Origin of the sequence: Geobacter sp., assembly GCF_030834625.1 — a bacterium.
Classification (GTDB): domain Bacteria; phylum Desulfobacterota; class Desulfuromonadia; order Geobacterales; family Geobacteraceae; genus Geobacter.
In genome coordinates, this window is record NZ_JAUQXO010000032.1 from 147,766 (window position 1) to 160,882 (window position 13,117).

Genomic DNA, 13,117 nt, shown 5'->3' on the forward strand with positions numbered 1-13,117 from the left:
TCGCCATGGCACGGAACCGGAGCTGTCTTTACGAAGAGTATGTCTGGGAGGTCCCGGTGCGGGTGACCCACTGGGTCAACATGATCGCCATCACCGTCCTCTCGCTCACCGGCATCTACATCGGCTCTCCCAGGACCCTGGGGGTCGACCCCGCGGACTTCGTCATGGGATGGGTGCGGGTGGTGCATTTCACGGCCGGCTATGCCTTCGCCGTGAGCCTGGCGGCCCGCATCTGGTGGGCCTTCGTCGGGAATCGCCATGCGGGATGGCGGGAATTCGTCCCGTTCATGTATCCCGAAGGGCGCCGCAACATGGGGAGGATGTTTCTCTACTACACCTTCCTCTCCCGGAAGGTTCCCCATCCCACGGGCCACAACGCCCTGGCCGGCGCCACGTACCTCCTGGTCTTCATCCTCTATCTGGTTATGGTCGGCACCGGCTTCGCCCTCTATGCCGAGCATTCCCCCGGCGGCGTGATGCACGTAATCCTCACGCCGCTCTACGCCCTTTTCAGCAACCAGGGGATGCGGCTTACCCATCACATGGGCATGTGGCTTCTCATCGGTTTTGCCATCCATCACATCTACAGCGCCTGGCTGATGGACGTGAAGGAGCGGGGCGGGGTCATTTCGAGCATCTTCGGCGGCTACAAGCCGGTGAAACGGGGGGAGTAGGGATGTCGATCCTCGTGCTCGGCATAGGGAACCTGATCATGACCGACGACGGCGTCGGCGTGCGGGTGGCGCAGCGGCTCATGGACGGGTACCGTTTCCCCGATGGGGTGACCGTCTTGGACGGCGGCACCCTCGGCCTCGATCTCCTCCCCCATCTGGAGGGGGTCGAGCGGCTCCTCATGGTGGATGCCGTGGAGACCGGCGGCCCGCCGGGGACGGTGGTGCGTCTGGCGGGGGAGGAGATTCCCGTGGCCCTCCAGACCAAGCTCTCCCCCCACCAGATGGGGCTTCAGGATCTCCTGGCCGTGGCCGAGTTACAGGGGAACCGTCCCGCGGAGATGGTCCTCTGGGGGGTGCAGCCGGAATCGATCGAGTTGGGGATGGAGTTGACGCCGGCGGTGGCGGCCCAGTTCGACCGCCTCGTCGAAACAGTCATTGCGGAGCTTGCTGCGTGGGGGGTGACTCCCGAGCCGGTGGACCCGAATAAACTGTTTGAAACACGGAGCAACGGAGCAACGGAGGAAAATCTGAGAAAAAACCTTTGAGGTTTTTCTCGGAATCTGGTTCTACGTGTTGATTTCTCCGTTGCTCAGTTGCTCCGTGTTATTCCTGCTGCCGTCTTATTATGTGAAGGGGCGTCCGGTCCGATGCAGGTCCGGGCGCCCTTGGCCGTTGGGGCCCCGGCAGTTCACACTTGCCGCGAACCGGCCTCTCTGCTATGTTCGGGGCGGTACACGAACCATCTATCCGGGAGGTATCCCATGGTTGAAGCGATGAAAAACGTGGTGGTCTTTGTCCGCGATTTCGAAGCGGCGAAGCGGTTCTACAAGGAACAGCTGAAGCTCCCCCTGGCCCAGGAGGGGGTGACGATGATGGAGTTCTTCTCTGGCGGCACGACCCTCGGTGTGGCGCTGACCCTCACCGACGAGGCGAAGGCCCTGGCGGGGCGACATACCGGCATTACCCTGCGGGTGAAGGATATCGAGAACTTCTGCCGCGAGCTTACCGACGCGGGGGTCCGGTTCGAGCAGCCCCTGGAGCAGAGCCCCTGGGGGAAGATGGCGGTGGTCGCCGACCCCGACGGAAACCTCTTTGCCCTCGCTGACCGATAGGCTCTCCATGAAGGTCATCACCCAGGAGCTTCTTGATCAGGTCACTGCCCAGGCCCGGGAAGGCTCCCGCCTGCGGAAAAACCACAATCTCCACCCCACCGACGCATTCTGCTGCCACCGGCTCCTGAACGCCATGGAGCCCGGCTCCTACATCCAGCCCCACCGGCACCTGGACCCCAACAAGGACGAGTCGATGGTGATTCTCCGGGGGAGGCTCGGCATTGTCTCCTTCGACGAGGCGGGCGCGGTGACCGGCACCCATCTCCTCCAGGCTGGCGATGCAGTCGCCGTCGATATCCCCCACGGGGAGTTCCACACCGTCGTGAGCCTGGAGCCCGGCACAGTCTTTTTCGAGGCCAAGGCTGGCCCCTACCTCCCCCTGACCGCGGGGGAGAAAGCGCCCTGGGCTCCTGCCGAGGGTGATGGGAGCGCCGGCGGCTACCACGCTTCTCTGATGGCACTGTTCCGCTGACGATGGCCCTTTTCCGTGCAATCGTCGCAGCCATCCTCGTCACCCTCCTCGTGTCGTTAGCCGGGGCGGCTCCGCCGCCTCTTCGCCCCGATACCGGCATGGGTCTCCTCATGGTCCGCACCGCCCCCGGCGCGGCGGCTCCGCCGGAACTCATCCTCTACGGTGAGCCGGGGGTCGGCCGGATCGCCGAGAAGAGCGCAGCGTCCCTTCCCCATCTTGCCCTCCCCCTCAAGGCCCTGCCCGGTGAATTCCCCCTCGTGGTCACGGCGCGGAAGGGTTGGTGGCTGAAGGTCATCCACGACGACGCCGGTCGCTCGGCATGGGTGGAGCCGCGGCGGGCCTGGCCCTTCGTCCCGTGGGACGAGATACTCAGGGGGAGGGAAGCGCGGCTCCTTCGGGGGCTCAAGAAGCCCTATTACGTTCCCCGGGGCGGCCCGGGTGATGCGGCTCCGGAGTTGGAGCCCCTTACCCCCGAGCGTACGTTCCGGATCATCGACGTGGACGGGGACCGGATTCGGGTCCTCATGGACCAGGCCATCATGGGGTGGCTGCGGTGGCGGGACGAGGAAGGCCGGTTCCTCATCACCCTGGAGTGAAGGTGCCCGGGCAAAAAAATATTGACGGCCGGCAACCGCCTGTGCTATTCGAGTCCCCTATGAATAAAAACACCGTTTCCATCGCCATCGCAGCACGAGCTATCATCGCCGCGGCGTCCGTCGCCGCAGAGATCCCCGCTGCCGTGTGAGGAGGCGTATCCGCTTCGTGTATCATCGAAAGGCCGTGGGCGACCCCCACGGCCTTTGCAATTTTTCAGGACCAACACCAACAGAGAGAGAAGAGGGGGAGAGCGTGAGAAACGAACTGGTGACGCCCGGCGCGGGCGAACTGACCTACGAGATTCGCAACATCGTGAACGTGGCGGAGAAGCTCCAGAAGCACGGCGTGAAGATCAACTGGGAGAACATCGGCGACCCGATCGTCAAAGGAGAGGAGATCCCCCGCTGGATGAAGGAGATCGTGGCCCAGGAAGTGATGGAGAACGACACCTGGGGCTACTGCCACACCCGGGGCGTCCTGGAGACCCGGGAGTTTATCTGCGGGCTCACCAACAGCCGCGGCGGGGCCCAGATCACTCCCGACGACATCATCTTCTTCAACGGCCTCGGTGACGCCATCTCCACGGTCTACGGCAACCTGCGCCACGAAACCCGCATCCTCATGCCGTCCCCCACCTACACCACTCACTCCATCGGCGAGGCGGCCCACGCCCAGGCGTCGCCGGTCTGCTACCGGCTGAAGCCCGAGGACCACTGGTTCCCGGACCTGGAAGACCTGGAGAACCACGTTCGGTACAACCCCCAGATCTCCGGCATCCTCCTCATTAACCCCGACAACCCCACTGGCATGGTCTTCCCGAAGGAGACTCTCGAGAAGATCGTCGCCATTGCCCGCAAATACGAGCTCTTCATCATCGCCGACGAAGTCTACAACAACATCACCTACAACGGCCAGACCACCGTCCCCATCTCCGATGTCATCGGCGACGTGCCGGCCATCGCCATGAAGGGGATCTCCAAGGAAATCCCCTGGCCCGGCTCCCGCTGCGGCTGGATAGAGGTCTACAACGGTGGCAGGGACGAGCAGTTCCGCAAGTACATAAACTCCATCCTCTCCGCCAAGATGAACGAGGTCTGCTCCACCACCCTCCCCCAGAAGTGCATCCCGGCCATCATGAAGCACCCGGAGTATCAGACCTACCTCCAGGAACGGATCAAGCGCTATGAGAAGATGAGCACCATCACCTTCGACTGCCTCAAGGAAGTGCCGGGGCTCATGGTGAACCGGACCAACGGAGCCTTCTACATGTCGGTGGCCTTCCAGGACGGCCTCCTCACCAACTGCCAGTCCCTCCCCATCGAGAACGCCGAGGTACGGCAGCTGGTGGAGGGTCTCGTGAACGCCCCCGGCGTCTCGCCGGACAAGCGGTTCGTCTACTACATTCTGGCCAGCACCGGCATTTGCATCGTGCCCCTTTCCTCTTTCAACACGCCGCTCCAGGGGTTCCGGGTGACGCTCCTGGAAAAGGACGAGGCCGAATGCCTCCGGATCTACCAGACCCTGGCGAAGAAGATTGCGGAGTATTTGAAATCCTGAACGGGGCAGGGGGGTGCTGACTGTCAGTTCCCCCTTTTCTTCAGTGACGGTAGATCGCCATAGACCGAGCACCCACCCATCGGTTGGTGTGGTTTTCACCACTCACCCTCAGCCCCCTTGACCTCCCCCCCCCCCGGAAAAGTGGTCCGTTTGCAAAAAAAAGACCGCCGATATATCGGCAGCCTTTTTCCAACTTTATTTTCTGGTTTCCATCTATATTTTCCAGCTTCAACAACACTAAAGGACAAGCGCCGCTACTCCACTGTCACACTTTTCGCCAGATTGCGCGGCTGGTCCACGTCGGTTCCCTTGAGGACCGCCACGTGATAGGCCAGAAGCTGGAGGGGGACCGAGAGAAGGATCGTGGTCAGTTCCTCGCCGTCGGTGGGGACTTCGAGGGTTTCCTCGGCCTTCTGGGCTACGCCGTCGTCGCCGGCGGAGCAGATGGCAATGACTCGCCCTCCCCGGGCGATGACCTCCTCCATGTTGGAGAGGACCTTTTCGTAGGTGGCGTTTTTCGGCACGAGGACCACCACCGGCATGTTCTCGTCGATGAGGGCGATGGGGCCGTGCTTCATCTCTCCCGCCGGGTATCCTTCGGCGTGGATGTAGGATATCTCCTTGAGTTTCAGGGCGCCTTCCAGGGCGATGGGGTAGCAGATGCCGCGGCCCAGGTAGAGGAAGTCCCGGGCGTTCATGTAGTGGCGGGCCACCTTCTCTACCTGGTCGTTCATCTCCAGGGTCTTTTCGATGAGGCCGGGAATCTTCACGAGGGAGGCGATCATGGCGCGCCCCTTTGCCCGGTCCAGGGTCCCCAGGGCCCGGCCGAGCCGGATGGTAAAGAGGTAGAGGGCCACCAGTTGGGTGACGAAGGCCTTGGTGGAGGCGACGCCGATCTCGGGTCCCGCGTGGGTGTAGACGACGCCGGCGGCCTCCCGGGCGATGGAGGAGTCGACCACGTTGCAGACGGCGACGTTCCTGGCCCCTCGGGCTTTCCCTTCCCGCATGGCGGCCAGGGTGTCGGCGGTCTCCCCCGACTGGGAGATGAGGACCATGAGGGTCCGGTCGTTCACCACGGGGTTGCGGTAGCGGAACTCGGAGGCGATGTCCACTTCCACGGGAAGGCGGCAGTGCTCTTCCAAGAGGAATTTTCCCACCAGGGCCGCGTGCCACGAGGTGCCGCAGGCAACGATGCAGATCCGGTCGATTCCCCTGAGCTCTTCGTCGGTGAGCTTCAGGTCCTCCAGATATACGTCCCCCTGCTCCTCCCGGAGCCGGCCGGCGATGGTGTCGCGAACGGCCCGGGGCTGCTCGAAGATTTCCTTGAGCATGAAGTGTTTGTACCCTCCCTTCTCGGCCATGAGGGGAGACCAGTCGATGTGGCGCGACGCCTTTTCGAGGGGCTCGCCGCTCACCCGGCTGAAGGAGGGGGTGCCGTTGCGGAAGATGGCCATCTCGCCGTCCTCCAGAAAGACCATTTCCCGGGTGTGGGAGAGGATGGCGGGGATGTCCGAGGCCACGAAGAACTCGCCGGCGCCGAGCCCCACCACCATGGGGGAACCCTGCTTTGCTGCGATGAGAACCCCCGGCTCCTTCTCGCTGAGGACGCAGACGGCATAGGCCCCCCGCAACTCCAGCAGGGCCTGCCGGGTGGCACGCTCGAAGTCGCCGCAGGCCGCGTACTTTTCGTCGATGAGGTGGGAGATAACCTCCGTGTCGGTCTCGCTCAGGAACTCCCGGCCGGCTCCCTTGAGCCGTTCCCTCAGCTCCAGGTAGTTCTCGATGATCCCGTTATGGACCACGATGACCGACCCCGACTGGTGGGGGTGGGCGTTAATCTCCGAGGGTCTGCCGTGGGTAGCCCAGCGGGTGTGGCCGATGCCGATCTGTCCCAGCAGGGGCTGGGCCGACACAAGGCGCTCCAGGTTGATGAGCTTTCCCTCGCTTCGCCGCACCTCGGCCCGTCCGCAGTCGAGGGTGCAGACCCCGGCGGAGTCATATCCCCGGTATTCAAGGCGCTTGAGGCCGTCGAGGATGATGGGGGTCGCCTCCTGGGCGCCGATATAGCCGACAATTCCGCACATATATCAATTCTCCGTTTAAATAGGTAAGAGTCGTTGAGACCCGGATATTGCCTGGTTTCGGAACCCTAGTCCCGTTTTTTGAGTTTCCACCCGTCCTTGTTCACCTGGGGGGTCCGGGCGATGGCCAGAGAGTCGGGGGGGACATCCCGGGTTACCGTGGTGCCTGCGGCAATGAGGGAGTTTCGGCCGATGGTCACCGGCGCCACGAACTGGACGTCGCTCCCCACGAAGACGTCGTCCTCGATGACGGTCCGGTGTTTGCGTACCCCGTCGTAGTTGCAGGTGATGGTGCCGCAGCCGACGTTGACGTTGCTGCCGATGGAGGCGTCACCCAGATAAGTGAGGTGGGACGCCTTGGAGCCTTCACCCATGGTGATCTTCTTGGTCTCCACGAAGTTGCCGATCTTCACGTGGGCCATGAGTTCGGTGCCTGGCCTGAGGTGCGCCATGGGGCCGATGGCCGTGTGGTCATGGATGACCGCATCCTCCATGACGGTTCCTGCCTTCACCATCACGCGGCTTCCGAGGCGGCAGCTCCGGATCATGGCCCCCGGCTCCACGACGCAGCCGTCGCCGAGGGTGCTTCCCTTGATGACGGCTCCTGACTCGATGACGCACCCTTCGCCGATCCGTGTTTCGCCGGAAAGGTGGACTCCCGGGTGGATCGTGGTGTCGCGCCCCACGGTTACCCCCCGGTCGATGTAGGCGGCGGCCGGGTCCACGATGGTCACCCCGTCGAGCATGAGCGCCCCGTTGATCCGCTGCCGGGCGAATCGTCCCGCCTCGGCCAGTTGGGCCCGGTCGTTCACCCCCATGACCTCCATCGGGTCGGCTACGGGATGGGCCGTGCAGCGCAGCCCCCGCTCGTTGGCCATGGTGACGATGTCGGTGAGGTAGTATTCCCCCTGGGCGTTGTCGTTGCCGATCCGCTTGACCGCGTCGAAGAGAAACGCCGCCTCGGCGCAGTAGATGCCGGCGTTCACCTCGTTCCGCCCCCGTTCCTCGGGGGTTGCGTCCTTTTCTTCGACGATCCGGATGACCCGGCCGTCGAAGCCGCGGATGATCCGGCCGTAGCCGAAGGGGTTTTCGAGGCGTGTGGTGAGGACGGTGAGGGCCGCCCCGGAGGCACCGTGGGCGTCGATCATCCCTTGGAGCGTCTCGGCCCGGATGAGGGGGACGTCGCCACAGAGAATCAGGACTCTTCCCCTGAAACCGTCGAGGGGCGCGGCGGCGCTGGCCACGGCGTGGCCGGTGCCCAGCTGCTCTTCCTGGAGGGCGAAGGCCATGTTCTCCGTGCCGGCGAAGTGCTCGCGGATGGTGTCCGCCTGGTGACCGACCACCAGCACCATGCGGGATGCCCCCGCTTGCCGGGCCGCTTCAACGGGCCACGCCACCATCGGTACGCCGGCCAGGGGGTGCATCACCTTGACCAGCTCTGATTTCATTCTCGTTCCCTTGCCGGCGGCAAGGATGATCGCCGCAAGATCGCCCATGGCGGCCCCCCTTTGAGGGAAAATGTTAGGTATTGAAGCGACTTACTCTATACGATGCCCCGCGCGGCCGTCAAGCGATTAGACGGGGGGCGGGATAAGCTTTCGTCTTTACACGGAGGGGGCTTTCTGTCTATAGTCTGACCCGGAGAGCCTATGGGGATTCCGGAAGACATAGCCCAGTTCGAGCAGTGCCTCAATGAACTGATCATCAAGTACGAGCAGTATTTTCTCGGTCTGGAGAAGCGGGAACCGGTGCGTCTGCTGGAAACCGTCGACCGCCTGGCGCGCAAGTACGTCAGCGTGAAGATCGTCAACACTATGCTGAACTTCAAGTACAATTCCCTCGTGGCGAAGCTGAACTCCTACCGTCAGTACTGGAACCGGATTCTCCGTCTCATGGAGGAGGGGCGGTACTCCCGCGACCGGTTCCGGATGGCCATGCACGACGATCGTTCCGCTCCAGCCGGCAAAACCTCGCCACCGCACCGCGACGATACCGACGACCTGTACCGCCAGTTCATCGAGGCGCGACGCTCCTGCAACCTTCCCGTCGAAACCATAACCAGGGAGATGGTCGCTTCCGCCATCGAGAGGCAGAAGCCGGCGATCGCGGCCAAGTACGGCACCGACCGGGTGGAATTCCGGATCGTCATCCAGGATGGCGTGCCCAAGATCAAGGCCCGCCCTCGCCGGTCCCAGTAACTGCCACCGGATATCTCCACTCTGTCTCACCGGAGGAGCCCGTGAAGGTCGTCCTTGTTGCCATCCATCCATCCCCCTCTCCCCAAGCCGTTCCCCTTGCCAACGCGTTCCTGAAGGCGTACCTCGCGACCGACGAGGAGCTCGCCGCCCGTGTCACGGTCACGCTGTGCGACTTCCTGTGCGCCGATTCCCCCGACGCATGTGCCGCCGAGATCCTTGCCCACGAACCCGATGCAGTCGGTTTTTCCCTCTACCTCTGGAACCCCGAGGCGTCGGCGCGGGTGGTCGCTGTGCTGCGGCGTGAGCGACCGGGGCTTGTGATCTTCGCCGGTGGCCCCGAGGCGACTGCCGACCCTGCCGGGGCGCTTGCAGGGGGAGGGTACGATTTTCTGATTCTTGGCGAGGGAGAGGTACCGTTTCTCGAAGTGGCGGCCCGACTCTGTGCAGGACGTCCCCTCTGCGGCGCCCCGGGGACCGCCTGGCCTGAGGGGGGGGAGCTTGTAATCCGGCCCCAGAAACCGGTGGCGTTCCTTGATACCATTCCGTCGCCGTTCCTTACGGGGGTGATCGAGCCCCGGCGCTATGGCGGGCTTCTCTGGCAGCTCTCCCGTGGGTGCGACTTCAGCTGCGAGTACTGTTTCGACTACAAGGGGACCAAGGGGGTGAGGCGGTTTTCCCTGGAGCGGGTCGATGCCGAGCTCGACTTTCTTGTCCGGCACAACGTTCCCCAGGTGTTCGTTCTCGACTCCACCTTCAACATCGATGCGAAGCGGGCAAAGACGATCCTCCGGATGATCCGCCGACGTGCCCCCCATATACACTTCCACTTCGAGGTGCGGAGCGAGTTTGTGGACCGGGAGATGGCCCGGCTCTTCGCCAGTATCACCTGTTCCCTTCAGATCGGTCTCCAGAGCGCCGATCCCGCGGTTCTTAAAGAGATCCGGCGTCATTTCGACCCGGACGACTTCAGGAAGCGAGTTTCGCTGCTGAACGAAAGCGGGGCGGTCTTCGGCTTCGATCTCATCTACGGACTCCCCGGCGATTCGCTCGAGGGTTTCAAGCGCTCCCTCGATTTTGCCCTCGGCCTCTACCCGAACCACCTTGACATCTTTCCCCTTGCCGTCCTCCCCGGTACGCCCCTCGCCGGCCGAGCAGCAGAGGCGGAGCTCGACCACCTTCCCGCTCCCCCCTACACGCTCACCGGTTCCCCGACGTTTCCGGTTCGGGACATGGAGCGCGCCGCCCGGCTCGCTGCGGCCTGCGACATCTTTTACAGCCGGGGACGGGCCGTCGCCTGGTTCAACGGCGTTGTTGCTCCCCTCGCCATGACCCCGGCAGAGTTCCTCGATGCCTTTCGGGCATGGCTTGAGAAGGAAGGGGTGGAGGCCCGGGAGGAGGCGTTGAGCGATGAGGCGATCTGGTCGCTCCAGCGTGCGTTCCTTTCCCGTATCTTCAAGGAGCGCCGGCTGACCCGCCTCCTTCCCGCCGCCCTCGACCTGGTCGACTACCACTATTACTATGCGGCGGCGCTCCTGGCGCCGGCGCCGGAGCTTCCCACCGACCGCAGTCTGGCCGGCATGACTATCCTCGACCAGCCCTTGCGCCTCGCCCCATCCGTGCGGCTTGCCCGCTTTTCCTATGAAATCACTGATCTTCTGGAGGTGGGAGACGTCGACCTGCGGGAAATATGCTCGTGCTTCTCTCCCGGCAGGTCGTGGGCCGTCATCTACCCCCGGGGCAACGACATCTTTACCGAGTCTCTCATAGAACCTTATTTCCTTCTGCTCGAAGGTCTCGACGGCCGTGAAGCGGCCGGAGTGGCGGCGTCCCGTCTCGGCCTTCCCCGGGACGAGGTGGCAGAATTTCTCGAGTTTGCTGCAGCAGAAGGGATTGTCATTGTCCCCGAATTGCTCCTGAAGTGAAATCGGCAAAGCGGGCTGCAGCGATCCGGGTGTCAGAGCCGGTTCCGCGCTCATCGGCGAACCGTTCGTCTCAAGGAGGCATGCCGCGCTTCGACCGCTTTGCTTTGCTTCTTCCAGACGCGGGTTATGTATAAAAAAAGTATACTATTTTGTTGCTTTTTTCCCCCCTCGGGATTACTATCGCCGAGATTGACGTTTCTTCATTGAATGAGGCTTAATATTTAGAATAGCGTTTTACTTTTCATCTGTCACTGTTTGACTCTAACATCCTGAAATAATTCCGGCTAATATTATTAGGTAGAGACGATCGATCGAAGCAGGATGTTTTTTTGGTTCTTGCAATACCTTGTTTTACCGCTCTCTTTTCGGGAAAAACAGGAAAAAATACCTCATAAGGAGGAGCATGCATGTTGTCGAAGGTTTTCTGGCTGTTCCCTGCACTGCTGCTGCTCATGGCCGTCGCCCGGCCTGCGGCTGCCGAAAGTGGCATGGCAATCGACCCCGCCACCTGTCTCGGCTGTCACAGCAACAAGATTTCCGCCACCGCATTTGCCGCGTCCGTCCACGGCAAGAACGCGTGTACAAGCTGCCATGTGGAGATCACCGATCTTGCGAAGCACATGAAGGGCGAAACCAAGGTCCACAAGGTCCAGTGCGAACGTTGTCACAAGAAGGAGAACTCCGAGCATTACGCCAGCGTCCACGCCCAGAAGGACGTGAAATGCGCCGACTGCCACACCGACATCCATAGCCATACGTACTGGAACAAGGACAAGCGGAAGGTCGTTGCCAAGTGCATCCAGTGCCACGACAAGGAAGCGGGCTACCGCAACTCCGTTCACGGCAAGGCGGTGGCCGGCGGCAACATGGATTCGGCTGCCTGTAACGACTGTCATAACCTCCACGCCATCAAGCCTCTCGGTGATCCGAAATCCAAGGAGAACCGCGAGTTCCACACCAAGGTCTGCATGACGTGTCACGCCGACGAGAAGATGATGGCACGTAACAACGTCTTCCCTGTCGCCGTAAAAACCTACATGGAGAGCTACCACGGCAAGAACTACCGCCTCGGCTTCCCCGAGAAGGTTGCCGGTTGCGCCGATTGTCACACCGCCCACGGTGTTCTGCCGGCAAAGGATCCCAACTCCAGCGTCAATCCCCAGAATCTTGTCGCCACCTGCGCCAAATGCCACCCCAAGGCGACCCCCCTCTTCACCAAGTTCTACTCCCACGGTTCCCACGACCGGGAGAAGTATCCGATCCTCTTCTACACCTTCGTAGCCATGACCGGGCTGCTCGTCTGCACCTTCGCCGTGTTCTGGATTCACACCCTGTTCTGGATGTTCCGCGGCTTCGTGGAGAATCGCGAGAAACAGCAGGCCCTCATCCAAGGCCATGAGGAGCATCATATCCCCGATGGCCACAAGGTATACCGCCGCTTCAAGAAGCGTCACATATTCCTCCACCTGCTGGTCATCATCAGCTTCCTCCTGCTGTCGCTCTCGGGGCTTCCTCTCAAGTTCAGCGACCAGCAGTGGGCGAAGTTCATGATGGACCACATCTTCGGTCACTCCGCCAATGCCGCTCTCGTTCACCGTATCGGCGCCGGCATCACCTTCGTCTACTTCGTCGGAGCGCTCCTCCTCTCCTTCCACTTCCTCTTCGTCCGGAAGGACCTGCCGGGTGGCTGGCTCCAGCGCATGTTCGGCCCCGACTCCCTCATGCCTAATTTCCGCGACATCAAGGACGTGGCCGGCATGGTCCGCTGGTTCCTCTTCCGGGGGCCGAAGCCGACCTTCGAGCGGTGGACCTACTGGGAGAAATTCGACTTCATCGCGGTCTTCTGGGGTATGTTCGCCATCGGCGGCTCGGGCCTGATGCTCTGGTTCCCCGAGTTCTTCGGCAGCTTCCTCCCGGGCTGGATGTTCAACGTCGCGACCATCGTCCACTCCGACGAGGCGCTTCTTGCCACCGGCTTCATCTTCACGGTCCACTTCTTCAACACCCACGGCCGTCCGGAGAAGTTCCCCATGGACTTCGTCATTTTCAATGGCCAGATGCCGAAACACGAGTTCCTCGAGGAGCGGGGTGACCAGTGGAAGCGCTATGAAGAGCTGGGGATCACCGAGCAGTTTGCCGCCAAGAAAACCAGCGGTGTCGCCTACGACTTTATCGTCAAAACCTTCGGCTTCTTTGCCGTCATCGTCGGTCTCTCACTGGTTGTGCTGATGCTCTTCGCCTTCCTCTCCGGAGGATCACACTAAGAGTTGTAGTCAGCACTGAATTGATGTGAACAAAGAAGGGGTGGCTCTATGCCACCCCTTCTTTGTTCAGGGTTGTGTATATGGAGAAAACGAAAAAAGGCTTCGCGGAAAACCCGCGAAGCCTTGATTTTTCTGGTGCCCAGAGACGGAGTCGAACCGCCGACACGAGGATTTTCAGTCCGTAAACAGTACATAAAAAATCTGCAAAAACAGTGGGTTGTGGTATATGTTTGTGACTGG

The 13,117-nt window shown here is 61.9% G+C and carries 11 protein-coding genes; 9 read left to right on the plus strand and 2 right to left on the minus strand.

Annotated elements, in window-relative coordinates:
- The first annotated feature begins 5 nt into the window (after nucleotides 1-5).
- The 6 genes from cybH to RCH91_RS09390 all read left to right on the plus strand — a co-directional run bounded on the left by cybH (nucleotide 6) and on the right by RCH91_RS09390 (nucleotide 4,412).
- A complete protein-coding gene (gene cybH, locus RCH91_RS09365; protein WP_306534438.1) occupies nucleotides 6-674 on the plus strand; it encodes a Ni/Fe-hydrogenase, b-type cytochrome subunit in 669 nt (222 codons plus the stop codon).
- Nucleotides 675-676: 2 nt separating this feature from the next.
- Nucleotides 677-1,219, plus strand: a complete 543-nt coding sequence (locus RCH91_RS09370; protein ID WP_306534440.1) for a HyaD/HybD family hydrogenase maturation endopeptidase — start codon at nucleotides 677-679, stop codon at nucleotides 1,217-1,219.
- A 216-nt stretch (nucleotides 1,220-1,435) separates the two neighbouring features.
- Nucleotides 1,436-1,786: a VOC family protein gene (locus RCH91_RS09375; protein ID WP_306534442.1), complete on the plus strand. Its 351-nt coding sequence runs from the start codon at nucleotides 1,436-1,438 to the stop codon at nucleotides 1,784-1,786.
- 7 nt (nucleotides 1,787-1,793) lie between these two features.
- Nucleotides 1,794-2,258, plus strand: a complete 465-nt coding sequence (locus RCH91_RS09380; protein WP_306534444.1) for a WbuC family cupin fold metalloprotein — start codon at nucleotides 1,794-1,796, stop codon at nucleotides 2,256-2,258.
- A gap of 2 nt (nucleotides 2,259-2,260) precedes the next feature.
- On the plus strand, nucleotides 2,261-2,854 hold the full coding sequence (locus RCH91_RS09385; RefSeq protein WP_306534446.1) for a hypothetical protein: 594 nt from the start codon (nucleotides 2,261-2,263) through the stop codon (nucleotides 2,852-2,854).
- Nucleotides 2,855-3,107: 253 nt separating this feature from the next.
- Nucleotides 3,108-4,412: a pyridoxal phosphate-dependent aminotransferase gene (locus RCH91_RS09390; RefSeq protein WP_306534447.1), complete on the plus strand. Its 1,305-nt coding sequence runs from the start codon at nucleotides 3,108-3,110 to the stop codon at nucleotides 4,410-4,412.
- Between the two features lie 254 nt (nucleotides 4,413-4,666).
- On the opposite strand, the gene glmS is transcribed toward RCH91_RS09390, so the two are convergent.
- Nucleotides 4,667-6,496: a glutamine--fructose-6-phosphate transaminase (isomerizing) gene (gene glmS / locus RCH91_RS09395; protein WP_306534448.1), complete on the minus strand. Its 1,830-nt coding sequence runs from the start codon at nucleotides 6,494-6,496 to the stop codon at nucleotides 4,667-4,669.
- A gap of 65 nt (nucleotides 6,497-6,561) precedes the next feature.
- Entirely contained in the window at nucleotides 6,562-7,989 is a 1,428-nt protein-coding gene (glmU, locus tag RCH91_RS09400; protein ID WP_306534450.1) for a bifunctional UDP-N-acetylglucosamine diphosphorylase/glucosamine-1-phosphate N-acetyltransferase GlmU, read from the minus strand.
- A gap of 153 nt (nucleotides 7,990-8,142) precedes the next feature.
- Between glmU and RCH91_RS09405 the strand changes: the two genes are divergently transcribed.
- From RCH91_RS09405 to RCH91_RS09415, 3 genes are all read left to right on the plus strand, one after another.
- Complete coding sequence (locus RCH91_RS09405) at nucleotides 8,143-8,691, plus strand: MXAN_5187 C-terminal domain-containing protein (RefSeq protein ID WP_306534452.1); 549 nt, start codon at nucleotides 8,143-8,145, stop codon at nucleotides 8,689-8,691.
- Between the two features lie 41 nt (nucleotides 8,692-8,732).
- On the plus strand, nucleotides 8,733-10,613 hold the full coding sequence (locus RCH91_RS09410; RefSeq protein ID WP_306534454.1) for a B12-binding domain-containing radical SAM protein: 1,881 nt from the start codon (nucleotides 8,733-8,735) through the stop codon (nucleotides 10,611-10,613).
- A 407-nt stretch (nucleotides 10,614-11,020) separates the two neighbouring features.
- Nucleotides 11,021-12,877 carry a cytochrome c3 family protein gene (locus RCH91_RS09415; protein ID WP_306534456.1) on the plus strand — a complete coding sequence of 619 codons (1,857 nt, stop codon included), beginning with the start codon at nucleotides 11,021-11,023 and terminating at the stop codon, nucleotides 12,875-12,877.
- The last annotated feature ends 240 nt before the right edge of the window (nucleotides 12,878-13,117 follow it).